This is a genomic window from Hymenobacter wooponensis (genome assembly GCF_004745865.1).
In the GTDB taxonomy this organism is placed as follows: domain Bacteria; phylum Bacteroidota; class Bacteroidia; order Cytophagales; family Hymenobacteraceae; genus Hymenobacter; species Hymenobacter wooponensis.
Map to the genome: position 1 here is coordinate 458,803 of NZ_SRKZ01000003.1, position 23,851 is coordinate 482,653.

Consider the following 23,851-nt stretch of genomic DNA (forward strand, 5'->3'; position numbering starts at 1 on the left):
CGGCCAGCCGCCGCTGATTATCTAGAATAAGCTGGCTTACACCGAAAGCTTGCTGTGCCAATGCAAATAGTTGCGTGAAATTTGCGTAGATGTTTGCTCTATCCTTTTGCTTAAACTTTTAATACCCATTCCCTTTGGCGCGCGCAAAAGCTTCAATTACTGATCTGGCTAAGCAGCTCGGCATTTCTGTGTCCACGGTTTCTCGTGCACTGAGTGACCATCCCAGCATCAGTGACCCCACCAAGAAAAAGGTCTGGAAGCTGGCCAAGGAATTACACTACCAGCCCAATCATATGGCGGCGGGTTTGCGCAAAGGCCGCAGCAACCTGCTGGGGGTGATGGTACCCCACATTGATGGGCACTTCTTCACGATGGTGGTGAAAGGCATTGAAACGGTTGCGAGTAAGGCGGGCTTCAACATCATGATCTGCCAGTCGAACGAAGATGTGGCGCATGAGCGCAAGAACATTGAGTCGTTACTGAGTGCGCAGGTGGAGGGAATATTAGTCTCACTAGCTCGCAATACTCTTGATTTTAAGCACTTTGAGAAAGTGCAAAAGCAGGAAATCCCGTTGGTCTTTTTTGATCGGGTGCTGGATGGCCTAGATGTGAATGCCGTGGTTATCGATGACCGAGCTGGCGGATACCAAGCCACTAAACATTTGATTGCGCAAGGCTGCCGCCGCATTGCGCACTTCAGTGGCCCTCAGCACCTTAACATTTACAAAAATCGGCGCCAAGGCTACCTAGATGCTCTACAGGAGTACGGCTTGCCCGTTGAGGAAGAACTCCTATTCATCTGTGACATGACTCTCGAAGATGGCGTAACAGGTATGCAACACATGCTAGCCTTACCCCAGCGCCCCGATGCCATCTTCTCAGCCAGCGACTTTTCCATTGTAGGCGCTATGCAGGAGCTTAAGCGCCATCACTTGCGCGTGCCCCAAGACATAGCGCTGGCAGGGTTTAGCAACGAAACTTTCACCTCCCTAACCGAGCCAATGCTCACGTCCGTTGATCAGCGGTGCGAACAAATGGGCCAGTCTGCGGTGCGGTTGCTACTGGAAATACTACGGGAAAGCAGCACCAATTTCTCGCCCCGCCGAGTGGTACTGCAGCCTGACCTTTTGGTACGGGCTTCCTCCACGCTGAAGAAGAAATAGGTCATACTAAAGACGCGAGGGTCCCGGCTGCTAACTGCCGGGACCCTCGCGTCTTTATCTACCGCTCAGATAGCTTTGGGTGGCCTAGAGCCAGCACAAATCTTACACCCGAGCCAGAGTTTTGGCAATCAGGTCGTTTATTACCGCTTCTGAATTAGTCGCAAACTCACCCGAAGCACGGTTTGCTACAATAGCGTTGAGGGAAACTACCTCATGGCCTAGCATACGTCCTAGTGCATAGTAGCCAGCCGTTTCCATCTCGAAGTTAGTGAGGCGGAACTCCCCCTCGGCACTCTGGTGGCGGAATTGCTGAAACTGCTGAATGAGAGTGGGCAGGCGCAGATCGAGGCGCAGTACGCGGCCCTGCGGACCATAGAAGCCGGGGCAAGTGAGCGTGTTACCGGCTATCATGCCAGCACCCAGCTGCTCGCGAAGCAGGTCAGAGCCGCGCACGCAGTACGGGCGGTAGTCGAGTTGCAGGCTCTGCTGAATCTCACGTGCAACCTCCACTTCTAGGCCAGTCTCCACAAGCGGATAAAACTGCATCAGCGAGTCAAGACCCACGGCGTGCTCCGTTACAAGGTGGGAACCCACGGGGATATCGGCTTGCAGGGCACCGCTCGTGCCCACCCGAATAATGCGCAGGTTAATGCGCTCTTCCAGCGACCTAGGCTCCCGCGTAACAAAATCGATGTTTACCAAGGCATCCAACTCATTGAGCAGAATGTCAATATTGTCGGTGCCCATACCGGTGCTAATAACCGTTAGGCGCTTGCCGCGGTAGTAGCCCACATGCGTGACAAATTCGCGCTTCTGGATTACAGTTTCAATTGAATCGAAATGCTGGCTCACCGACGGCACCCGATCTGGGTCACCCACGGTAATGATAGTGTCCGAAATGTGGTCAGGCAGCAGATTCAGGTGGTAAATGCTGCCGTCTTTATTGAGAATCAGTTCGGAGTCAGGGATGGCCATAAAAGGGGATTTTTGAAAGGAAGGTGAATGGTACAGAAAACAAAATTGAGTGGCCTAGAAACCACCATCATCCTGCCAAGGAAAGAAAGCTTACTCCTACTAGCGCCAGAAGTTGTCTGGGGCTTCAGTAGCAGCTACTTCTTCCTTCAGCAGGATGATGCGGAGTAGGCTAGGTAAACGTTAGCGGGCTGGCGCCCGGTACGACAGTAACCCTTGCTCGGGATTATAGTTGTTGCTGAGTTTCGGATACGTGCCAGTGCCGTCGTAAGGTCGCTTGTCGGGGTGCTCCTGGCAGGTAGTGGAGCAGGCCCCGTCCAACTGCTCAGCGCAAGCCTCGCACAAGGGTACGTGGGCGTTGCAGTGCGGGTTGGCGCAGTTCACCATGCGGTCGGAGGGCGTGTGGCAGTGGTGGCAGTTGCTGATGATGGTGGGGTTGACGCTGTTTACATCAACGGCCACGCGGCCATCAAACACATAGCATTTCCCTTCAAAGTCTTCGCCTCCAGCCTCTAGGCCATACTTAATAATACCACCGTGCAGCTGGTACACGTTCTCGAAGCCCTGCTCCAGCAGGAAGGCGCTGGCCTTCTCGCACTTGATGCCACCGGTGCAATACGTGAGGATCTTTTTGTCCTTGTACTGTTCCAGCTCCTCTACTTTTTCCGGAAACTCCCGGAAGTTCTCAATATCGAGCGTAACGGCGTTCTTGAAGCGGCCGAGCTGGTGCTCATAGTCAGACCGCACATCCAGCACTACTACATCTTCCTGGTCTTTCAGGTCGCGGAACTCCTCAGGCGACAGATGGATACCAGTGCGCTCATACGGCTTGATGTGGGGCAGGCCTACGTGCACAATCTCTGGCTTCACGCGCACGTGTAGCTTCTGGAATGTATGAGCAGGAGCTTCCTCCACCTTGAACTCTAGCGCCGCAAAGCGTGGGTCGGCCTTTACCAGGCGCATGTATTCCTCACAGTCGGCACGCCGGCCGGAGACGGTGCCATTCAGCCCTTCGGACGCCACAATGATGCGGCCCAGCAGGTTTAGACGCAGACACAACCGGTGGTGCTCCTCCCGAAATTGCTCGGGATTCTCGATGGGCGTGTAGCAATAGTACAGCAGAACGAGGTAGTCCATATGGTAATGAGCAAGTAGCAATGAGCAGTGAACAAGCTCTGTCTGGCTGTAGCGCCATGTTCACTGCTCTTTGTTCACTGATAATTAAACTTTTTGCGCAGGGTTACCGAAAACAGTTTGATTGGCGGGAACATTTGCTACTACTACTGAGCCAGCTCCAACGCGTGCTTTAGCCCCAATTTTCACGCCAGCTACCACCACGGCACCAGCCCCAATAAAGGCCAGCTCTCCTACCGTCACTTCGGCATTAAGGATTGCCCCGGCGCCAAGTTGGGCAAAATCACCAAGTTCGGCTTTCACATCTACTACAGCATTGGCGCCCACAATGCACCCGTCGCCGAGCTTAGCCGTGCCGGCCACCACAGCGTTAGGACCAATGAGATTGCCATGGCCTAGCCAGGCGTGCGGCGACACGCTGGCCCGCTCATGAATGGCATTGACGGGAGCCACTTCGTACTCCTCGCGCAGCATATTGGTGAGGCTACGGCGGCTAGCCGTGTCCTCGGTAGCTACAAATACTTCGCATTTCTTGCCCAACAGTTTGAGCAGTTCTTTATCGTCGGTGTTGCCCATCACGGGCACATCATTCAGTTCAGTATTCTGCAGCTTGGCATCGTCATCAAGCATACAGTAAATGACTACGTCGTTGCTCTGAAAGGCATCCAGTGCGGCCGTACCAACGGCTTGCGCACCCAGAATGATTACGGGGTTTTCCATAGAATCGAAAAACGGCCCCAAGCAGGCCGGCAGTTTATTTCAAAAGGCAAAGATACGGGTTGCCGGATGGTTGTACCCTATTGGTTATACATTGTCGGGCTCGAGGCGCCGCTGCAGGCGAGCTACGTAGCTGTTTTGCAAGACCACCAACAGCAGAAACGGCAAAAAAGATACCCGATAGCGGCTTAGGGTGCCAAGGTTAGGGGTGGTGAGGCCTAGCAGCGCTGCCAGCAGGAGGCAGTACACTAGCAAACACAGCACCACGGCAAAAGGCAGTAGTCCGCGCTGCCGTTCCGTCAGGCTGGCCACCGCTACCAGCAACAGCCCTAGCAGCAGCACGTTTTCGAGACCTGCAATTACATAGAGAAAGCCACCCCCTTCCCACGGGCGCGGGTAAGTGAGCACGTTGGCAATTGCTCGAGGGGCATTCTGCAATACACTCTCCGTAGTGGGCGCAAGTGTAGGGTACTCTAGGTGGGGCCGGTTAAGGGAAGACTGAAGTAGCTCTGAGTAATTGCGCTGCAGCTGACTCGTGAATTTATTGAGCCGGAAAGCTGGGCTAATCTCACTTGCGGCCCACACTCCACCTGCCAACACTGCCAGCAGCAACGCTACTTGCGTTATCCAGCGCTGGGCCCCGCCCAGCTTCTGCACCACCCTGATGAGGCCTAGGCCACTCATAACGCCTAGCAACGCGGCCGCTGAAAAGAAGCGCATTTTAAAGTGAAGCCCCGCCACTATTGCCAGCACCACAAGCAGCCGGCCAGTCTTGAACCTTTCACCGTAGCAAAGCTGCAGCACAATGGCTACCACTAAGGCCCCACTACCCACCAGCAGACTCTCCTTGGTTAAGCCAGACGTCCAGTAGACGATAGTTGGCCACAATAGAAACCCACCAACTGCGCCCCGCGCCACAGTAGTAGACCAAATATGGCGCAACATGCGCACCAGTTCCCAACTCCCCCAAAAGCTGAATAATGACAGGTAACACGAGTTTAGCCACACATTTCCCATCGATGCCAAGTTCAGCATTGAAATCACCTTCATGAGGAAGAAGGTGTTGGAGAAGCCATGAAACACCAAGTGCCACCCACCAAAATGGAACTCATCTTGGGTAAGCATATGGACCCACGCTACGGGCTGTTCCCATAGTTGAGCGGTCATGCGTTGCGCCCATAACATGAAGTAGCGTGAGTCACCGCTCAGTAACACCACCGACAAACCAGTCGAGAATCCTTTCAGAAGGAACGTTGGCAGCACCCAGTCGCCCAGCTGCGGGATGCGGCGCAGACGTATCAGCCAGTACCTCACCACCCACAGCAACGCAACATTCAGCACAATGGCCAACAAGATTTTCAACGCGTTACTAGCTTAGGTTGAACAAGGCGGCTCCCGATACTGCAGTGCAGGCAGCGACGGGGCGTGCAGTAGCCACGGTGCAATGCCAGCAGCGCCTGAGAATCGGCGGCGGTACGGTGTCGGAAACCCAGCGCATCGTAGAGGTCCGTGATATGGTTGTGCTCCGCGGGCAACTGTTCTAGCAAAGCTACGGAGGCTTCCACCAAATCGGCGCTGCCGATGTGGCGGGCGTAGGCCACCCGTAGCGGCACCACCACATTGGTGATGAGCAGGTGCACACTACTCCGGCCTAATGCGGGCACCTTACCGGGCTTACCGGGCCGGTAGTGATTGAGCCAATACTCTGGCACCGGAGTTGTGAAAAACTGCTCGAGCGCGGGCACGTCAACAGCCGTGAATAAGGCATCGAACAGCGTGGGGCGGGCATGAAGCAGGCCTACAAGCTGAGCGAGCCGCACCGTTGGGAAATTGGCAGGTCGCAGGCGCAGGAAGTTCCAGTCGTGAAGGGCTAGGCCAGTCCCGGCCAAGTTGTACTTGTGCCTGAGAAACGCAAACTCCTGCTGCAAGTCCCGGATATAAAGATCATGGCTGGTATTCTCCTGCTCAACGAGGAACCCAGCTTGGCCAAAGACTAGTGCAGCTAGCTGACGTACATCGTGACGGTGCCGGCGCAGAATACTTAAAGGCAATGCTTTGGCTAGCCGGCTCAGTGGTTCGCTGTTCTTCTGAAAGCCAAATGCCGCCGCCAGCGCATGCCACGTGGTGGCTTCCCAGTCCTGGCCTAGTGTTTCATATAAAGCGGTTATCAGGTCGGCTTTCTGCTCTACCCGTTCCAGTAGTACCCGGTCCAACATCAAGGTGCGGGTAAGCTCTGACACCTGGCCTAGCAAGGCACCGCAGGGCAAGGCTGGCTCATTTTGCTGTTCCAGCAGACGCTTGTAAGCCAATAGCAAGCCGGCGGGCAACCGGGAGGTCAATTCTAGCACGGGCACCAAGCTACCATCGGTGCGGTACACGGGCTGGTCGGCGGTGTGTACCACGTGCAAAATTACCTGGTCGTACTTGGGGTCTTGTTGGTGCTGGTGGCGGTACCAGTCAGAGGCCTTGAGATGAATTTCTACCGCGCCATTCCACTCTACCTCTCCCAGTTGCAGCCGCGCATTAGGGAAGTCAGGGCCAGCATCCGTGTGACGAAAGCCCGGACGCATAATAGTTAGTGACTGTCCGTCCTCAGTCACTAACTGAGTTTTATCAAAATATTGATGCTGCCATACATAGTGTAAAAAGTCCTCTTTCATATCAATCAAGTAACAATAACAGCTTACCGACAGCTCGTCAGAGTAAATATAATCCTAATTCTTATCCAAGGGCAAATTGCTAAGAACTTAACTACCTCTGTTTCACACAAAAGAACCTACAAACAAGCAGCCCGCCCCTGCTAGCGGCAGAGGCGGGCTGTTATATCTTGGCGAATGTGGCCTAGCGAAGGTCAATTACCTTAACGCCTTTGTACTTCGTCTTATCAAAGCTGAAGGTGGTAGCATCAACCGGCGGGTTAGGCTGAAACTTACTGATTCGATAGGTATAGCGGTTGCCGTTCTTCTTGAACATCTGCCAGCTTTTCACTGACTTGTCTGCTTTGCTAACCTTCAACCGCACTTTAAACACGGGGTTCGAACGGTCTTCCGGAGCCAGCTCAATTACATCAACTGCTTCACCACCATCTTTGGCTTCCTCCACATACGAGTACTTGTACCCTTTCTTGTAGAGCGTATAGATCTGAGAAGGTGAAATCTCCTGATCTTCCGGGTCGTAATCTGAGATGTTTACCTCATTCTCAGCCTTCATGTACGTCCACATGGTTTGGCCATTGTTAATTACTTCCTGGCCACTCATTTTCAGACGGAACTTCTGACCGCTCACGGTAATGTCGCCGCTCAGGTTTTCCTTCACCTTGGCTGCATCATTTTCCAACGTTTGGGTAAATGAGGCCTTGAAAGCCTTCATGGCCTGGTATTTCGCACTCATCTGGTCGAGGATCTTACCGGCTTTGGGGTCTTGTTGCGCCGAGGCAGCCGTCGAGACCGATACCGATAAGGCGAGCAGAGCGAGATATTTTTTCATTTCAAAAAGAGGTGTGTGAAGTAGTGCGCGTTAAGACGTACGTCGGGACGCAAAGTTTAAACAACTGAACCCCGAATAAAGTCTCACTTAGTGCAGTACTACGGGCTATTTTGGCAGAGTATTCAACAACTGTTCCAAACTATATTCATCCGGAATTAAAACCTCCCGGGCTTTGCTACCTTCAAAAGGCCCTACAATACCGGCATGTTCTAGCTGGTCAATAAGGCGGCCGGCGCGGTTGTACCCCAGCTTCAGGCGGCGCTGCAGCAACGAGGTACTGCCTTGCTGGTGCGTAACGATAACCCGGGCGGCTTCCTCAAACATAGAGTCGCGCTGGGCAGGGTCCATGTCCTCCATGTCGCCGTTGCCGCTACCGCTTTCACCTACCACTTCAGGTAGGTGGTAAGCGTCGGGGTAGCCCTGCTGCTCGCCAATATAGTCACACAAGTGGTCAACTTCGGGCGTGTCGATAAAGGCGCACTGCACCCGAATCATGTCGGAGCCCTGCGAGATAAGCATGTCACCTTGGCCGACTAGCTGATCAGCCCCACCGGCATCAAGGATAGTCCGGGAGTCAATCTTCGATGTCACTTTAAAGGAAATCCGGCAGGGGAAGTTAGCCTTGATGATACCAGTAATAACGTTTACTGAAGGGCGCTGGGTGGCCACAATCAGGTGAATACCAATAGCCCGGGCCAACTGGGCCAAACGGGCAATGGGTGTTTCTACCTCTTTGCCCGCCGTCATCATCAAGTCAGCCAACTCGTCAATCACCAGCACAATAAAGGGCATGTAGCGGTGGCCCTTTTTAGGGTTGAGACGACGCTCAATAAACTTCCGGTTATACTCCTTGAGGTTGCGGCAGCCGGCATCCTTGAGTAGGTCGTAGCGCCGGTCCATCTCCATACAGAGGGAGTTAAGCGTGTTAACTACCTTCTTGGTGTCGGTGATGATGGGCTCATCAGTATCGGGGAGTTTAGCCAGGAAGTGGCGCTCAATCTTGTTGAAAATGCTCAGTTCTACCTTCTTCGGATCGACCAGCACAAACTTCAGCTGCGAGGGGTGGCGCTTGTACAGGAGTGAGGCCAGAATCACATTCAGACCTACCGATTTACCCTGACCCGTAGCACCGGCCATTAGCAAGTGAGGCATTTTCGCCAGATCCACCACAAACACCTCATTGGTGATGGTGCGCCCAAAGGCAATGGGCAGATCCATTTCGCTGTTGATGAACTTCTCGGTGTTAAACACCGACCGAATGCTCACCATTTCCTTCTTGGCATTTGGTACTTCAATACCAATAGTGCCCTTACCTGGAATTGGCGCAATGATACGAATACCCAAGGCCGCGAGGCTCAGGGCAATGTCGTCCTCTAGGCTCTTGATCTTGGAAATACGCACCCCAGCATCAGGCACAATTTCATACAGCGTCACGGTTGGGCCGATGGTGGCCTTGATGCTCGCAATGTTGATACCGTAGTGGCCTAGGGTTTCTACAATGCGGTCCTTGTTAGCCTCCAGTTCCTCCTTAGTTACCTGAGCTTTGGCTACACCGTAGTCGTTGAGCAGCTCCAAAGTAGGGTACTGGTAGCGTGGCAGGTCCAGGGTGGGGTCATAGTCGCCGGTGGGCATCACTTCGGCATCCTCTTCCTCCTCCGCAATAACGGCCATATCGGCACCCGCCGAGGGGTCTAGCTCATGTGAAGTAGCGTCCTCCACTTCAAACGACAACCCGCTGCTTACCGATGAAACTGGTGCAACGGCCACGGGGATAACTGGGGCCGGCGCTGGTGCAGGCAATGGCGTGTTGTCATCAGCAAGGTCAGCCAACGACAGCGGCGTTGGAATGCTAGAGCTTACCGGAGCCACTGCGGGGGCTTCCGCTACCGGGGCCTCGAAGGAGAAGCTCGGGCCGGCCGCAACGGGCGCTGGCGTCACCGACGACGCTGCAACAGTACCGGCAGCAGCCGACGCAACCGTTAGGGGCATGGCGGCCGCGCCGGCGGCTAGGCCACCAGCTGCAACCGTAGCGGCTGCAGCAGCCGTGGGTGTTGCTACGCTAAAGGAAGGGCCCGATGGCACAACCGAGCCCGTGCGGACTGGCTCAGGCTGATACTCTTCCTCCTCGTCGTCTTCAGCAAAATCAACTGGAGCCGGTGCTGGCTGCGGCTGCGGAGCCGCCAGCGGACCAACTCTCTTGAGCGTAATCCCAAGAGAGTCATCTTCTTTCTCCTCTTCTGGCTCGCTGATGGGCGCATACGCCGCGCGGTTACCAGCGGGCTCAGGACGACCAAAGGGCGATGCATCTGCTGCGGTTTCTTCCTCACTTTCCACTCCACTGCGGCGCAGATTGAGGTTAAGGCTAGTCACGTTGAAGAAGAATACCACGAAGGAAATCAGTGCAAAGGCCAGCAGCAGCACCGTGCCCCAACCAATAAGGTTGTTGAGCCACAGAGCAGTTTCATAGCCAATGCCCCCGCACAGAAAATCTAAGCGGTGCGCCAGCGTGGGGTCGGCATCGGGGGCCTGAATCGTCAGAACCACGTAGCCCAGCAGCACGCTCAGCCACAGCATCGTGAATAAGCACAGGCTCAGCACGTAACTGATGGATAGCCCCGCGCGGCGGAACACGATCTTATAGCCCAGGAAGAACACGATGGGCACTACTGCGAAGGCCGCCACCCCAAACCCTTTGTAAATCAGGGCTTGGGCAAAGACGGCGCCTACCAGGCCTAACCAGTTGCCGGTTTCCTGGCCGGCCGCTTGCGCCGGAGTACTGCCCAAGGTTTCAACTACACTCTGATCAGCGTGCCCCGTGAAGAGAAACGACAAGAAGGCAATGGTCAGGTAGATAGAAGAAAGCAGGAAGAAGAAGCCCAGAAACAGCTGGAAGCGCCGGTCGCGCAGAAAGCCAAACACGCCGCCCAACCGGATGGAGGGCAGCTTGATGGGCTGGCGCGGTGGTTTGGGCGCAGCCGTGCCTTTCGGCTCGTTGCGGCGGGTTTCGCGTATGGGTTCAGCGGCAGCCGGCCTCGACTGGTTACGCGGGGTACGCGGTTCAGTCGGTCGGGGCTCGTTGGCGCGGCTCGGGGCCGCGTTGGGTTGTTGCTTGTAGGTATTTTTAGCCATTCTCACGCACCAAAGCACCAAATCTAGGCAATTGCATTGAGTTATGAGTATCCTAGACTCTGACTATCTGAGTTACTGTTGACTATAATAAGAATATAATTCTGTCTATAAATTACGCAGTTGCCCTATGTCTCCGCTCCTCCCCTACTCCCGGTGTTTATGTAATGAGCATTCGCCAAACCAGCTAGGCCAGGGCCTTAACCGTTGCAGCTTACTGCCCTAGATCACACAGCGAGCCTAGCTTGGCAACACACCCCAGGAGTGGCCTAGCAACCCAATACTAGGCCACTCCAGTAGCACTAGCTCCGGGGATGGAACTCCGTAATCACTTGGCGCAGGTAGTCGCGGTCGAGGTGAGTATAGATTTCGGTAGTGGTGATGCTTTCGTGGCCTAGCATCTCCTGCACGGCACGTAAGTCGGCCCCACCTTCGATAAGGTGAGTGGCAAAACTGTGCCGGAAGGTGTGCGGGCTGATGCTCTTGCGCACGCCAGCTTTATCGGCGGTTGCCTTGATAATGTTGAACACCATCACACGGGAAAGCTTGGTGCCGCGCTTGTTGAGGAACACAATATCCTCGTTGCCGGGCTTTATGTCGAGGTGGGCCCGAATACCTTGCAGGTAAAACCCCAGGTGCTTGAGCGCATCGCGCCCAATGGGCACCAAGCGCTCCTTATTGCCCTTGCCGGTCACGCGCACAAAGCCCTGGTCAGCGTAGAGGTTGGAGAGCCGCAGGTCAGTGAGCTCACTCACGCGCAAGCCGGAGCTATAGAGAACCTCCAGGATGGCCCGGTTGCGGGTACCTTCGGGGGTGCTCAGGTCAATAGCATCTAGTAGCTGTTCAATCTCGGGGTAGCTCAGCGTGTCGGGGAGCTTACGGCCCGTTTTAGGAGCTTCCAGCGTATCGGTGGGGTCCAGGGCCAGCATATCTTCCATAATCAGGAAGCTATAAAAGGCTTTAATGCCGGACAGGGTGCGGGCTTGGGAGGTAGCCGACATTCCTAAGCCACCTAGCCAGGTCAGAAAGTCGCGCAGGATGCGGGTGGTAACCTGCTGGGGCGAGGCGGGCAGCTTTTCCAGTTGCAGGTACTGGTGCAGTTTGCTCACGTCGCGCACATAGGCCTCCACGGAGTTGCCCGAAAGGGACTTTTCCAGTTGGAGATACCCTTCAAACTGTTTGATGGCAACGGGCCAGGTAGACATAGACGAAAAATGTAGCGTAAGCTTTAGCTTGCGCCGTGCGTAGCTGCGCACGGCGGTGACGAAGTACTTCCTGCCACGACGCAAGCTAAAGCTTACGCTACATTTCCCCCTCACGCTATGCAAATCCTCCTGCTCAACGGTCCTAACCTTAACCTGCTTGGTCGGCGCGAGCCGGGCATCTATGGCACCCGCTCCTTCGAAGACTACCTGCCTGAGCTGCAAGAGGCCTTTCCGCAGTTTGAACTGACCTACTTCCAAAGCAACCACGAAGGCGAACTACTTGACAAGCTGCACGAAGTAGGCTTCACCTACCACGGCATTGTGCTCAACGCCGGCGGCTATACCCATACCAGCGTAGCCCTCGCCGATGCCATTGCGGCCATTGCTACTCCTGTAGTAGAGGTGCACCTAAGCAACCTGCACGCCCGCGAGGAGTTCCGGCAAAAAAGTCTCATCGGCCGCAACTGCGTCGGCAACATAAGTGGGTTTAAGCTCGACAGCTACCGCTTGGCGCTGCATTACTTCGATGGCCTTCGCCCCAAGCGAGTAGGCTTTAAAATATAGCCTGGCGAAGCGCGGGTTCAGCCGGATAAAAAATTCTGCTCTTCTGACGAAGTCTGGCCCTACGTACGTTTAGGCACCTCGGCTGCCCGGTTTTGAAGGCAGCTGGTTGTCTTGTTTTGGGTAGGATAGCGGCCCCTTAGGGAGTATTTCTCCTGTGCGCTGTTTTTCTGTTTCTACCTTTGTATTTCCCGTTTCCTAGCTCCTTCACCTATATGTATACATTCAATCCCGGCCCTTCGCAGGTGTACCCACAGGTGCGCCAATACCTTCAGGATGCGTTTGACGAAGGGTGGCTGTCGGCCCAACACCGCGGCGAGCGGTTTGTGCAGCTCATGCGCCAGACGGTCACTGAGCTGAAAAACAAACTCAATGTTCCCCAGGACTACACCGTGTTCTTCATGAGCTCGGCCACGGAGTGCTGGGAAGTACTGGCCCAGAGCCTAACGCCCAACAAAAGCCTTCACCTCTACAGCGGTGCTTTCGGAGAGAAGTGGTTTGACTACGCCAAGGCCCTGCGCCCTAACAGCACAGGTATCAAGTTTGGCCTCGATGAAGTGCCCGATGCGAACAACCTACCTGGCCTAGACGAGCAGACTGACCTAGTTTGCATCACGCAAAACGAGACCAGCAATGCCACGCAGCTCCGCGATGGTGTTATCCTAAACATATATAACCGCTTGCCCGGCAACACGCTGCTGGCCGTTGATGCCACTTCGTCGCTGGCCGGCATTCAGCTGAAATATATCAAGGCCGATATCTGGTACGCTTCGGTGCAGAAGTGCTTCGGGCAGCCCGCCGGCCTCTCCGTAATGCTCCTGTCTCCGCGGGCGGTAGAGCGGTTCCGCAAAATCAATGAGCGCAGCCACTACAACTCGCTCACGGCCCAGTACGAGAAGATGCTCAACTTCCAGACTACTCACACGCCCAACGTACTGGGTATCTACCTACTGAGCCGTACCCTCCACGACCGGCCGGGCATCAAAGTCACGCATCAGCACCTACAGGACCGCGCCACCAAGCTCTACGATTACTTCGATCAGGCCACCCAGCTCACACCCATGGTGCAGAACCCCGAGACCCGTTCTACCACGGTTATTGGCTTGCAAGCACCAGCGCCGCTCATTGACGAGGTAAAGCGGCGGGCCCTCTCGCAAGGGCTCCAGCTGGGCAGCGGCTACGGTACTTGGAAACCAACTACCCTGCGCATTGCGAACTTCCCCGCCATCCCCGATGCGGCTTTTGAGCAGCTGGTGCAGTTCTTTGCTAGAGAATTTGCCTGAAATCAATGAGTGAATGAGTGATAGAGTAAATGAGGAAAATATCTAGCGTTACCCTCAATACTCTATCACTCATTCACTTACTCACTCATTGTTATGTTCAGCCTCAAAGAAATAGCATCCGTCACGCTCACGCTTTTCGCCGTGATTGATATTTTGGGTTCCATCCCGATTATCATTCAAATTCGGCAGCGCGAGGGCAAGATTCACTCCGAGAAAGCCACACTGGTAGCGGGCGTTCTGATGGTGGTTTTTCTGTTTCTAGGCCAGAGCATCCTCTCCCTTTTTGGCGTTGACTTCCAGTCGTTTGCCCTTGCTGGCGCCATTATCATTTTCCTGATTGGCATGGAGATGATTCTGGGCATCGAGCTGTTTCGGCACAACCCGTTGGCGGCATCAGGCTCCATTGTACCGCTGGCGTTTCCGCTGATTGTGGGAGCCGGCACCATGACGACGCTCTTGTCGTTGCGGGCGGCTTACCAGCTGCCCAACGTGCTGGCGGGTGTGCTCGTGAACTTGCTCTTTGTGTATCTGGTGCTAAAAAGCAGTGCCTGGATTGAGCGCAAGCTGGGCAAAGCCGGTGAAGATATTTTGCGCCGCGTGTTTGGCGTGATCCTGCTGGCTATTGCCATCAAGCTTTTTAAATCTAACTTTTAAATGGAGGCTGATTGTTGGTTGTTGATTGGTTATTCACGTCACAATAGACAACTATCAACAAGCAACAACCTCCTAACAAGCATCACCCTTTGATTTACCTATTCACCGATGGCTCCTCACGGGGGAATCCGGGTCCGGGCGGCTACGGCGCTATTCTGCGCTTTGGTCAGCATGAAAAAGAACTAACCCAAGGCTTCCGCCTCACCACCAACAATCGTATGGAGTTGCTGGCCGTGATCATAGGCCTAGAATCTATCACGCGCCCGGAGTTGCCCATTACCGTCGTCACCGACTCTAAGTATGTGGTTGATGCCGTGGAAAAGAAGTGGGTGTTTGGCTGGATCAACAAGCCGGATTTTGGTAAGAAGGCGAATGAAGACCTCTGGCGCCGCTTTGTGAAGGTGTACCGCCAGCGCAACGTACAATTCCGCTGGGTACGCGGCCACAACGGCCACCCCGAAAATGAGCGTTGCGACCAGCTGGCTGTACGCAGCGCGGTACACGGCCCCCTGCTCATTGACGAGGGATATGAAATGCTGGAGGCCAAGCGCGCCTAGGCCAGTATGCAGCTGATTGAGCGTGGCTAACTCCTACTTCCAGTTTAAGCAGTTTCGGATAGAGCAGGGCGAGTGTGCTATGAAGGTAAGCACCGATGCCTGCGTGCTGGGCGCGGTAGCTGACCTGACGGCAGCGCAACATATTTTGGATATTGGGACGGGTACTGGCTTACTGGCGCTCATGGCCGCTCAGCGCAACCCCACAGCCTGTATTGAAGCCGTAGAGCTTGACACTGCCGCTGCGGCCCAGGCCGCAGGTAACTTCCGTAGCAGTCCGTGGAGGAATCGGCTTACGGTGCACGCGATGTCGCTAGGCCAGTTTGCTGCCACCAATCCCGCAGCCTTCGACCATATTATCTGCAATCCGCCTTTCTTTCGACATTCCCTACGCTCCCCTGACGCCCAACGCACTACGGCTCGCCATACTGCCCCCGATTCGCTAACCTTTCAGGAGCTAGCCAACTTTGCAGCTGAGTTTCTCCATCCACTAGGCCACCTAACGGTGTTGCTTCCCCTACCTGAAATGCAGCACTTCGAGCGTGCTGCCTCTCAAGCGGGGCTCTATCCTATTTCTCGAATGGTCATGCATCACCGGCCGGGTAGCAAGCCACTACGTCACATTACATCCTTCTCGAAGACAGCGGCTGCTCTTGATGTTCAGGAGCTATTTCTACATGAAGCAGCCACTGAAGTGTATTCAAAGCAATTTCAGAATCTATTAGGTCAGTTCTATTTAGCATTGTAACTGGAGTAGCTATTAAGCTGATTGTTAACCTCTTCAACTGTCTGTTCACGATATGAAGCCATTTGCATAAAATGAAAGAGCCGCACCTTTAGGCGCGGCTCTTGTGCAATAGGTGTTTAGAACGAAAATCAGCTTTTTGAAAGACCGTATTACAGTGTCAGAGTATGATAGTTTTAGAGACTCCACGAATAATTCAGGAGAGATACTATATCACACACTTAAATAGCTTTAGGTAAAAGTACATCTAAATGTTATATCATTTACTCAAAAAGAGAAAATATTTCCAAAATAGGAGACCAACTATCCCAACATAGTTCCTCGGAGGTACAGCGAAGCAGCAGATTGCAGGAATTCTAGATCCGAGGGCTGCCGACGGGCACTGGCAAGCATAGTAGCCACGGCCACAGGAACAGCCCGATGCGCTAGTTAGCTAATGGCTGCCAAAACCAGAGCCCGAACTGGTGCTAGGCCTGGCAACAACCAAAGCAGGAGCAACCGCCATCAACCCAGTTCGGCTAACTGCCGGCTGAGCACCTGCCACTGCATCATTAGGTAGGCTTTTATTTTCTGCTTTCGCCGGCTAGCATTTCCTTGCCATAATGATGTTCCTCTTCTTTAAACCGAATGGCATAATCCTCGGCGAGTTCGGTCAATATGGGCTCGTAGAGGGTAGCCTGAGTGGGAATAACAACTCCGCGCTGCTGACCTTCTCCTCGCGCTAAGCGACGCACGGCCATCCCCAGCGGCAGGCCTACGGTTTTTGCCATAGCCGTATGCGTGCTGTCGTCACCAAGTACCACCAGCGACGATGTACGGTAGTACAGTTCCTCCCCTAGCTCGTACTCAAACAGGTGCTGCATCACAATCATGTCACGGTCAGTAGGCTCTAGTTGCCACTTTCGGGTGAGCAGATGTTCCAAGAGTTGAGCCGGAGTGGCATTCGCCAACCCCACAGGCTCATCCGTAAACAGACCGAGCCAGATCAGGCGTTGCATCTCCGGTGAGTTATGCGCTAGGCCTAGGTGCTTGGCAGTAAGGGCCGCAACTGACCATTGTGGGTCTGGGTACACTGGCAGATAAGAGCTTACCAGCTGTTTCCACGTCATAGTAGCGGGGTTGCCTAATGGCCCTGAGTCATCCGTAAGGCCTAACCGTACCAGCGCACCCCAGGCACTGCAATAGCCTGGCCGCCGTAGCGTGCCGCGTAAAATGGTTGGAATATCCTCTAGGCCATAGGGTGCCCGGTAGCCTAAGGAGTCACGATTAGCATAGCCCTCAAACAGCCCATGCTCAGGAACCGTTATGTCTTCCGTTTGCACGAAGAGCTGCTGGTATGGGATGAAGCGCAGCTGTCCGTTCTGCTTATACTTGGCAGTGCCCTGCCCAGCTAACACCACATTCCGCGGGTTCCAGGTAAACTTGTACTTCCAGGGATTGTCGCCCTCTGAATCGGGGGCCATCAGCCCACCGCAGTACGACTTGAAGCTGGTGATTCGTCCACCCCGGGCCCGCACATCGTCAATAACCTGCATGGCCGACATATGATCCAGCCCTGGGTCTAGGCCACATTCCATCAGCAGGGTAATCCCCGCTTGCTGCGCGTCAAGGTCTAGTTCTCGAATGGCCTCGCTCACGTAACTAGCCGTAGCCAAATGGCGCTTATGCTGCACGCACATACGGGCAACAACTGGATGGAAAAGTGCGGGCAGCATAGAAATAACTACGTCTGCTTCCTGAACCAGCTCTTCCAATCGGGCTTCGTTTTGAATATCGAAGGTAACGGCTCGGGCGTACTCGGTATGCGCGGCCAAAACAGGTTCTAAATGTGCTGGGTTTACATCCCCTACTGTTACCTGCCATCCTTCCAGAGGGGCGTACCGAAGCAGGTAGTTAATAAGTGAAGACGCCGAACGACCGGCGCCCAGCAACAACAGACGAGTAGACATAAGCAGGTAGTGGGTGGGATGGAACTCTGCAAGCTATACAGATTTGCAGTTATGCTTCAATAATCGGAAAAACTATCAACCATCGTGAGCTGCTTGTTGATTGTCTGAATGCCTCGATTAAAAGTGTCAAAATTGTAGTACATTCACCGCCCCTTTCCACACCCCGGGGCCGCTATTCGGTCACGGAACGCTTTCCCGCCCCTAGATGGCCCATCCCTTAAACTTAACGATTACTGTTGAGGTAGCCACCGAGGCTGACCTCACCCCGGCCGAACTGGCAACTTGGCAAGCTGCACGCGCTGCTACTGACCACTCCTACGCGCCCTACTCCCACTTTCACGTTGGCGCCGCTCTGTTGTTGGATGACGGCACTATCTTTCGGGGCACCAACCAGGAAAATGCTGCTTTCCCCTCGGGCTTGTGTGCCGAGCGTACGGCTCTCTTTGGACTGGCCGCCTCGCAGCCCGAACGCCACATTGTGGGAATGGCAGTAGCCGCTCGCCCCGCTCAGGGCGACTTCGTGGCGGTGACTTCCTGCGGCGCTTGCCGCCAAGTAATGGCTGAGTATGAGCACCGCCAGAAACAAGCTATTCCGCTCCTGCTTCCAGGCCCCGACGGAAGCATTTACCGCTTCCAGTCACTTGCCGACCTGCTCCCCTTCGGCTTCACTCCCGACGATCTGCCCGAGGCAAAAGCCTAAACGCTGATGTGAGTATCTTGCTCACGTCCAAACACAATAGCCCCTGCCTCTGAGGGCAGAGCAACATTCTGCTATCATCAAACCAGCCCCTATTAGGCCAGGTTTGTTGCTCCAGGATGTTGCTCTGCCCTCAGAAGCAGGGGCTCTTTTATAGTTAACTCTCTACTGATGCCTGTTCAGGAAAACCATCTGCCTGTTACCCGCACGGCCCGCTATTATCAGTTGGGCACCTTATCGGCAGACACGCGCCGGGTCTGGTTTGTGTGCCATGGCTATGGGCAGTTAGCTGCTTATTTCATTCGGCACTTCGCTCACCTCACCGAAGCTGACCCACAACTGGTAGTCGTAGCTCCTGAAGGACTCTCCCGCTTTTACCTGCAAGGCACAGGAGGCCGGATTGGGGCCACCTGGATGACGCGCGAAGACCGCCTCACAGAGATTGATGATTACGTGGGGTATCTAAACCAGCTAGCAGAGGCAGTGCTGTCAGAAGCTTCCCCGCTGGTGCAGGTAACGGTACTGGGGTTCTCCCAGGGTGCTGCTACCGTCAGTCGGTGGTTGTCACGGGCGCATTTCCGACCCGTGCACCTTATTTTATGGGCCGGCGCTTTTCCACCCGATATGGATTTCACGGTGGCAACCCATCTTTTGCATAAGCTGCCTGTCACCCTCGTTTGCGGTGACGAAGACGAGTTTATCAAGCCGGAACATGTAGAGCAACAACGCGACTTTCTTCGTAAGCTAGGTGTGGAGCCTCAGGTACTCTCTTTTGCGGGCAAGCACACGCTAAGTGCGCCAGTTTTACGTGGCCTAGCGGGCCTTTAACCGGCTTACAACAAAGCAAAAGCCTCACTATAGTAGTGAGGCTTTTGCTTTGTAGGTTGGTGCAAAATGCTATGATTTCTTGATTACGGTGGCTGCAGCTTGAGCAGCAGGCAAAATCAACACTTCCGCGATGTTCACGTGCGCTGGGCGCGTAACCATAAATTGTATTAGTTCAGCTATATCCTCTGCCTTAAGCGGCTCAAACCCTTGATATACGCTAGCAGCGCGGGCATTATCACCTTTAAAGCGAACCTGAGAAAATTCCGTTTCTACTGCCCCAGGATTTACTTCGGCCACTCGAATGTTGTGAGGCAGCAAATCCAAGCGCATGCCTTTCGTGAGGGCTGCTACGGCTGCTTTAGAAGCGCAATACACATTCCCATTGGCGTACGTTTCGTGCCCTGCAATAGAGCCAATATTGATGATGTGGCCTACGTTGCGGCGAGTCATGCTCGGCAACACGGCCTTGCTCACATACAGCAGCCCCTTCACGTTACCGTCCATCATGTCGTCCCAGTCCTGTGGGTCACCGTCTTGGATTGGCGCTAGGCCATGAGCGTTGCCAGCGTTGTTAATAAGCACATCAATATCTTGAAACTCTGCAGGCAAGCTTTGCACGGCGGCTTCCACTGCCTGCCTGTCACGCACATCAAACGTGAGGAGGTGCGTAGGCACGGTAGATAGCTCCTGCGCTAGCTCCTCCAGTCGCTCACGACGGCGCCCCGTCAGCACCAGCTTAAAACCGGCCTGACCTAATGCAATGGCTGTGGCGCGGCCAATGCCCGAAGAAGCTCCCGTAATAAATGCGGTTTTAGTCATTTAATAACTCTCTGATTAGCGTCCTGACCAGATGTTCAGGTACAAGGTCACGGTATTAGTTTTCATACTTTGTAGGCTGCGGCTGTATACATCGCCTGCTGGGGTGTATAGATTACGTAAGCCGTGGGAGAAACGCAGCTCCGGTGAAAACTTGAAGAATGGGTAGAACAGGTCTAGGCCTACCCCATACTCGATAGCTACATCCGAGTTAGCCGCCTGCAGCAAATTCACTTCCGGGTCTTTCCGACGATTACCAATATTGAAGTTAGGTTTCACCCCTCCTACTATATACACGCGCGTGTTGCGCCGGCGCTCCGATTTTAGCTTTAGCAGCAACGGCAGATCTACCTGGGTGCTGGCTATTTCTTGGTTGACAATCTTTCCGGGCTCCGGATCTTCCGACTCCTGAGGTGAATAACCGAGCTCCTTAAACTCTACGCGGCGCGTCATGAAACTCACGCCCGGCGCAAAGTTTAAGCTCAGATAGTCCGTAATGCGGAAGTCTCCCAGAAAACCAACTGACAGCCCCGGGCTGATCATGGAGTTAGCGGAAACACCTTGGCTGAAATAGGCTGGCGACTGCTCAATGTTAAAGCGCGAGAAATTGGGCGCAATGTAGAGGCCTAGGTGCAACGGGCGGCTATCGTAGCCAGGCAAGTTCTCCACCGTTACGGATTTAACTTGCCCGTTTCTGCCACGACTGGCGCTACTCCTACTCTTCTTCTGCGCTTGAGCGGCAAATGGAAGAGTAGCTGCGGCAAGTAGCAATAAGCCAAGCCGGCCTACTTTTGTGCGGTGTAAATGGAGCTGATGCCGAACGTGAGGGGTTGCCATGCAGGAGAGGTAAAGCCAACCTTACGCAGAATGGCCAAAAAGTCAGGGCCATCCGGAAATGCCTGCACCGATTCGGGCAGGTAGGTGTAGGCGGAATTGTCTTTTGAAATCAGTTTACCAAACACCGGCAGAATTTGCCGGAAGTAGAAATTGTAGGCCTGTTTAAGCGGAAATGCCGTGGGCTTAGAAAACTCCAGTACCACAAGTTTGCCACCGGGGCGCAGTACTCTCCGCATTTCCGTCAACCCTTTCTCAAGGTTTTCGAAGTTGCGTACACCGAATGAAGCCGTAACTGCGTCAAACTCATTATCCGCAAATGGCAGATTCTCCGAGTCTCCTAGTTCTAGCTTAATTCGGTTACTCAAGCCTTTGGCTTCCAGTTTACGACGACCTACGTCCAGCATGCCCTCCGAGATATCTACGCCAGTTACTTTGGCATCTGGTGCAGCCGCTCGCAGTGTTTCAATGGCAAAATCGGCCGTACCCGTTGCAATGTCCAGAATACGGGCCGGGCGAAGCTGCTTAAGCTCACTCACAGCCTTGCGGCGCCAGTAGATATCGGTACCTGCACTTAGAAAGTGGTTTAGGAAATCGTACTTACCAGCAATGCTGTTAAACATGTGCGCCACCTGCGACTTCTTGCCGGCGGTGTCGTCTTTGTAGGGTACTACGGCCATAATGCTTATTGCGAAGAACGGCAAAACAAGGGCAAAATTGCTTCATCATAACGCCAACCCCGGCATTATGTTGAAAAAAAACGGGTCGGGCATTGTGCCCGACCCGTTTTCAGCTTGACCACAAGACGATTAGTCGTTGTCAGTCTTCACTTTGGTCTTCGAACCATCGGCCTCTTTTACTTTCGAGTCGATTGTACCCTCTTTGGTTACAGTCTTGCTCTTCTCGTCGTTAGCGCCTTTAGTTTTCACTTTCACTTTATCGCTGTCTTCATCCACCTTGGTTTTAACCTTGGTGCCATCGGGCAGCTTTGCTTTGCTCTTACCTGGCTCGAGCGGAACAGTGGTGCGGGTTGAGCTGCTAGAGCTACCCGAAGTACCCGTACCCGTTGCGCCAGTTGTGCCGGTGCCAGTTCCTGTACCTGTTCCCGTGCCTGTGTTGAACTGAGGCATAGTTTCACCTTCCTTCAAGATCACACGGAACTCTACGCGACGGTTCAGCTGCATGTTCTCAGGAGAATCATTTGGAGCAGCCGGACGACGCTCACCATAGCTAACAGTTACCATGCGCGTTTCGGCAATACCCGCTTTTTTCAGGTAGTTGTAGGAAGCGTTAGCACGGTTCTGGCCCAGTACAATGTTATACTCGTCAGTGTTGCGTGAGTCGCAGTGACCTTCGATGGAGATATTAATTCCAGGGTTAGCCTTCAGGATGTTAGAGATGTTGTTCAACTCTTGAATAGACTCTGGCCGCAGGTTATACTTGTCGGTATCGAAGTAGATTTTCTTGAACTGCGAAGCCAGCATCGACGTCGTATCGATGTAGTCAACATAGAAGTTCTTTTCTACTACCGTGGAGTCGTTGGTAGAAATTGGAACAGCAAATTCTTGCGTTTCAATGTTCTTGCCATCCTTCGACACTGCAACTTGGTACGTACGGCCCGAAAGCACATTTACTTGGTAGTCGCCGGTGCCGGGCTTGGTTACATCACGGTAGCTCAGAGCTGTTTTATCAGCCTGGGTGCCACTGAATACCAGTTCAACACCCGGAATTACAGTGCTGCTATCGCGCTTGCTGAACACCTTACCACGAATGATGGCGTTCTTAATGTAGTTGATGGTGTAAATGTCTTTCTCACCATAACCACCAATCCGGTACGACGACAGATACGCATAGCTGCCGTCTGGGCTGAGACGATAGTAGGTATCATCGTCAGGAGTGTTGATGGGGTAGCCCATGTTCTCCGGACGGCCCCACTTGTTGCCTACCGAGTCCCAATCAGATTTGAAGATGTCGTAGCCACCCATAGTGTTGTGGCCACGCGAAGCAAAGTACAGGGTTTTACCATCGCGGCTCAAATAAGGGCTGTCATCATCATACTGCGTATTAATAGCACCACCTAGCGACTTAGCAGGTCCCCAGTCGCCACCTGGCTGACGAGTAGAGTAGTAAATATCGAGCGTACCGTCCTCGGAGTATTTACCCGTTGAGAAGTAAATAGTCTTTCCATCGGGGGTGATATAAGCATCCGATTCGTACGCTTTTGAGTTGATATTGCCGTTCAGCTTCTTAGGCTCGGTCCAATCACCTCCTGAACGCTCCGAATAGAAAATGTCACCATTCTCATCCTGACGATACATCAACATCTTGGTATCGTTGTCGAACACCTGGATGGAAGCGTCATGGCCTTTACCGTTCAGCGCGCCACTCAGCGAACGGGGCTTTTCCCATTCGTCCTCGTCAATACGCTTTGCTTCAAAGATGTCTTCGTAGTATTCACCGTCGGCAGCTACGTTTCCTTTGTCCTTGGAGTTAGTGCTACCAGCGCCTGTTACGTTTTCACCACGTGAAGTAAACAGCAACATCTTGTCATCATTCGAGATAACAGGGCTGTGCTCAGAGTACTGCGTGTTGATAGTTGGACCCAGGTTCTTTACAAAGATATCCTTAGGGCTGTTGAATTGCACTTTCGCGTTTTTGCTGTGCTGAATCAACTGAGCCAGATCCTTTTTACGAGTATCTTTTTGCTTCAGCGTAGTATTATAAGCCTGAAAATGCTGAATAGCTTCATCAAAGTTGTAGTTCAGGTGATCTACACGGCCCAGCCAATATTCTACATCCTTAGCAACCTTCGGTTTTAGCTTTTGAGCTTTATAGATATAGTCACTAGCCTTTTCCTTATCAAAAGACATATATGCAATACCAGCCCGGAACAGCGCTAGTGCATTGTTTGGCTCCTTGGCCAATACTTGTTCGTAGAAAGGAATAGAAGCCCGGTAGTTCTCCTGATCAAAGTACTTATTAGCAGTTTTAAGCTGTTTACGCGTGCTTTGGGCCAGGGCAGGTTGGGCCACAGCCGCCGTTAGCGCAAGCGCACACGAGGCTTTTAATAACCTTCTGACTAAGTTGTCCATTGTAGGAGGGTTTAGGGAAATAAGGAGTTGCAAGG

The 23,851-nt window shown here is 53.6% G+C and carries 21 protein-coding genes; 8 read left to right on the forward strand and 13 right to left on the reverse strand.

The genetic code is table 11. The features are described 5' to 3' along the window. Positions 1-134 precede the first annotated feature (134 nt). Positions 135-1,163 (forward strand): LacI family DNA-binding transcriptional regulator, encoded by a 1,029-nt coding sequence (locus EU557_RS12245; protein ID WP_135530734.1) that lies wholly within the window; start codon positions 135-137, stop codon positions 1,161-1,163. A 102-nt stretch (positions 1,164-1,265) separates the two neighbouring features. Here EU557_RS12245 and EU557_RS12250 read toward each other — a convergent pair whose 3' ends face one another. The 8 genes from EU557_RS12250 to xerD all read right to left on the reverse strand — a co-directional run bounded on the left by EU557_RS12250 (position 1,266) and on the right by xerD (position 11,803). Next, positions 1,266-2,138: a nucleoside phosphorylase gene (locus EU557_RS12250; protein ID WP_135530735.1), complete on the reverse strand. Its 873-nt coding sequence runs from the start codon at positions 2,136-2,138 to the stop codon at positions 1,266-1,268. 180 nt (positions 2,139-2,318) lie between these two features. Continuing rightward, on the reverse strand, positions 2,319-3,272 hold the full coding sequence (trhO, locus tag EU557_RS12255) for an oxygen-dependent tRNA uridine(34) hydroxylase TrhO (RefSeq protein ID WP_135530736.1): 954 nt from the start codon (positions 3,270-3,272) through the stop codon (positions 2,319-2,321). Positions 3,273-3,356: 84 nt separating this feature from the next. After that, positions 3,357-3,989 carry a NeuD/PglB/VioB family sugar acetyltransferase gene (locus EU557_RS12260; RefSeq protein WP_135530737.1) on the reverse strand — a complete coding sequence of 211 codons (633 nt, stop codon included), beginning with the start codon at positions 3,987-3,989 and terminating at the stop codon, positions 3,357-3,359. 84 nt (positions 3,990-4,073) lie between these two features. Next, a complete protein-coding gene (locus tag EU557_RS12265) occupies positions 4,074-5,348 on the reverse strand; it encodes a hypothetical protein (RefSeq protein WP_135530738.1) in 1,275 nt (424 codons plus the stop codon). Beyond that, positions 5,345-6,646: a DUF2851 family protein gene (locus EU557_RS12270; protein ID WP_135530739.1), complete on the reverse strand. Its 1,302-nt coding sequence runs from the start codon at positions 6,644-6,646 to the stop codon at positions 5,345-5,347. Before EU557_RS12270 ends, EU557_RS12265 begins: the two co-directional genes overlap by 4 nt. Before the next feature lie 181 nt (positions 6,647-6,827). Continuing rightward, positions 6,828-7,472 (reverse strand): outer membrane lipoprotein periplasmic chaperone LolA1, encoded by a 645-nt coding sequence (lolA1, locus tag EU557_RS12275; protein WP_135530740.1) that lies wholly within the window; start codon positions 7,470-7,472, stop codon positions 6,828-6,830. Between the two features lie 105 nt (positions 7,473-7,577). Then, positions 7,578-10,601 (reverse strand): FtsK/SpoIIIE family DNA translocase, encoded by a 3,024-nt coding sequence (locus EU557_RS12280; RefSeq protein ID WP_135530741.1) that lies wholly within the window; start codon positions 10,599-10,601, stop codon positions 7,578-7,580. Positions 10,602-10,900: 299 nt separating this feature from the next. Continuing rightward, the gene (gene xerD, locus EU557_RS12285; protein ID WP_135530742.1) at positions 10,901-11,803 is read right to left on the reverse strand and encodes a site-specific tyrosine recombinase XerD; all 903 of its coding nucleotides are present in this window, start codon (positions 11,801-11,803) and stop codon (positions 10,901-10,903) included. 117 nt (positions 11,804-11,920) lie between these two features. Here xerD and aroQ point away from each other — a divergent pair, with 117 nt between their 5' ends. The 5 genes from aroQ (at position 11,921) to EU557_RS12310 (ending at position 15,603) form a co-directional block, all read left to right on the forward strand. After that, complete coding sequence (gene aroQ, locus EU557_RS12290; RefSeq protein WP_135530743.1) at positions 11,921-12,367, forward strand: type II 3-dehydroquinate dehydratase; 447 nt, start codon at positions 11,921-11,923, stop codon at positions 12,365-12,367. Positions 12,368-12,579: 212 nt separating this feature from the next. Beyond that, the gene (locus EU557_RS12295; protein WP_135530744.1) at positions 12,580-13,647 is read left to right on the forward strand and encodes an aminotransferase class V-fold PLP-dependent enzyme; all 1,068 of its coding nucleotides are present in this window, start codon (positions 12,580-12,582) and stop codon (positions 13,645-13,647) included. Between the two features lie 93 nt (positions 13,648-13,740). Then, complete coding sequence (locus EU557_RS12300; RefSeq protein WP_135530745.1) at positions 13,741-14,301, forward strand: MarC family protein; 561 nt, start codon at positions 13,741-13,743, stop codon at positions 14,299-14,301. Between the two features lie 89 nt (positions 14,302-14,390). Then, a complete protein-coding gene (rnhA, locus tag EU557_RS12305) occupies positions 14,391-14,858 on the forward strand; it encodes a ribonuclease HI (protein WP_135530746.1) in 468 nt (155 codons plus the stop codon). A 22-nt stretch (positions 14,859-14,880) separates the two neighbouring features. Next, complete coding sequence (locus EU557_RS12310) at positions 14,881-15,603, forward strand: tRNA1(Val) (adenine(37)-N6)-methyltransferase (protein WP_135530747.1); 723 nt, start codon at positions 14,881-14,883, stop codon at positions 15,601-15,603. 560 nt (positions 15,604-16,163) lie between these two features. Here the strand turns inward: EU557_RS12310 and EU557_RS12315 are convergent. Beyond that, positions 16,164-17,549: a saccharopine dehydrogenase C-terminal domain-containing protein gene (locus EU557_RS12315; protein ID WP_135530748.1), complete on the reverse strand. Its 1,386-nt coding sequence runs from the start codon at positions 17,547-17,549 to the stop codon at positions 16,164-16,166. A 205-nt stretch (positions 17,550-17,754) separates the two neighbouring features. Here EU557_RS12315 and cdd point away from each other — a divergent pair, with 205 nt between their 5' ends. Both cdd and EU557_RS12325 read left to right on the forward strand, forming a co-directional pair. Then, positions 17,755-18,249, forward strand: a complete 495-nt coding sequence (gene cdd / locus EU557_RS12320) for a cytidine deaminase (RefSeq protein ID WP_135530749.1) — start codon at positions 17,755-17,757, stop codon at positions 18,247-18,249. Between the two features lie 168 nt (positions 18,250-18,417). Then, positions 18,418-19,074, forward strand: a complete 657-nt coding sequence (locus tag EU557_RS12325; protein WP_135530750.1) for an alpha/beta hydrolase — start codon at positions 18,418-18,420, stop codon at positions 19,072-19,074. Between the two features lie 69 nt (positions 19,075-19,143). Here EU557_RS12325 and EU557_RS12330 read toward each other — a convergent pair whose 3' ends face one another. From EU557_RS12330 to EU557_RS12345, 4 genes are all read right to left on the reverse strand, one after another. Further along, positions 19,144-19,893, reverse strand: a complete 750-nt coding sequence (locus EU557_RS12330) for an SDR family NAD(P)-dependent oxidoreductase (protein WP_135530751.1) — start codon at positions 19,891-19,893, stop codon at positions 19,144-19,146. A 15-nt stretch (positions 19,894-19,908) separates the two neighbouring features. Then, entirely contained in the window at positions 19,909-20,727 is an 819-nt protein-coding gene (gene porT, locus EU557_RS12335; protein ID WP_135530752.1) for a type IX secretion/gliding motility protein PorT/SprT, read from the reverse strand. Beyond that, complete coding sequence (ubiE, locus tag EU557_RS12340; protein ID WP_135530753.1) at positions 20,676-21,404, reverse strand: bifunctional demethylmenaquinone methyltransferase/2-methoxy-6-polyprenyl-1,4-benzoquinol methylase UbiE; 729 nt, start codon at positions 21,402-21,404, stop codon at positions 20,676-20,678. Before ubiE ends, porT begins: the two co-directional genes overlap by 52 nt. A gap of 129 nt (positions 21,405-21,533) precedes the next feature. Then, positions 21,534-23,756 carry an OmpA family protein gene (locus tag EU557_RS12345; RefSeq protein WP_135530754.1) on the reverse strand — a complete coding sequence of 741 codons (2,223 nt, stop codon included), beginning with the start codon at positions 23,754-23,756 and terminating at the stop codon, positions 21,534-21,536. Positions 23,757-23,851 lie beyond the last annotated feature (95 nt).

What these genes read in the sequence shown, in the direction of transcription:
- EU557_RS12250 (WP_135530735.1), bottom strand. Translation starts at nt 2,138, where the DNA reads ATGGCCATCCCTGACTCCGAACTGATTCTCAATAAAGACGGCAGCATT.
- trhO (WP_135530736.1), bottom strand. Translation starts at nt 3,272, where the DNA reads ATGGACTACCTCGTTCTGCTGTACTATTGCTACACGCCCATCGAGAAT.
- EU557_RS12260 (WP_135530737.1), bottom strand. Translation starts at nt 3,989, where the DNA reads ATGGAAAACCCCGTAATCATTCTGGGTGCGCAAGCCGTTGGTACGGCC.
- EU557_RS12270 (WP_135530739.1), bottom strand. Translation starts at nt 6,646, where the DNA reads ATGAAAGAGGACTTTTTACACTATGTATGGCAGCATCAATATTTTGAT.
- lolA1 (WP_135530740.1), bottom strand. Translation starts at nt 7,472, where the DNA reads ATGAAAAAATATCTCGCTCTGCTCGCCTTATCGGTATCGGTCTCGACG.
- EU557_RS12280 (WP_135530741.1), bottom strand. Translation starts at nt 10,601, where the DNA reads ATGGCTAAAAATACCTACAAGCAACAACCCAACGCGGCCCCGAGCCGC.
- xerD (WP_135530742.1), bottom strand. Translation starts at nt 11,803, where the DNA reads ATGTCTACCTGGCCCGTTGCCATCAAACAGTTTGAAGGGTATCTCCAA.
- aroQ (WP_135530743.1), top strand. Translation starts at nt 11,921, where the DNA reads ATGCAAATCCTCCTGCTCAACGGTCCTAACCTTAACCTGCTTGGTCGG.
- EU557_RS12295 (WP_135530744.1), top strand. Translation starts at nt 12,580, where the DNA reads ATGTATACATTCAATCCCGGCCCTTCGCAGGTGTACCCACAGGTGCGC.
- EU557_RS12300 (WP_135530745.1), top strand. Translation starts at nt 13,741, where the DNA reads ATGTTCAGCCTCAAAGAAATAGCATCCGTCACGCTCACGCTTTTCGCC.
- EU557_RS12315 (WP_135530748.1), bottom strand. Translation starts at nt 17,549, where the DNA reads ATGTCTACTCGTCTGTTGTTGCTGGGCGCCGGTCGTTCGGCGTCTTCA.
- cdd (WP_135530749.1), top strand. Translation starts at nt 17,755, where the DNA reads ATGGCCCATCCCTTAAACTTAACGATTACTGTTGAGGTAGCCACCGAG.
- EU557_RS12325 (WP_135530750.1), top strand. Translation starts at nt 18,418, where the DNA reads ATGCCTGTTCAGGAAAACCATCTGCCTGTTACCCGCACGGCCCGCTAT.
- EU557_RS12330 (WP_135530751.1), bottom strand. Translation starts at nt 19,893, where the DNA reads ATGACTAAAACCGCATTTATTACGGGAGCTTCTTCGGGCATTGGCCGC.
- porT (WP_135530752.1), bottom strand. Translation starts at nt 20,727, where the DNA reads ATGGCAACCCCTCACGTTCGGCATCAGCTCCATTTACACCGCACAAAA.
- ubiE (WP_135530753.1), bottom strand. Translation starts at nt 21,404, where the DNA reads ATGGCCGTAGTACCCTACAAAGACGACACCGCCGGCAAGAAGTCGCAG.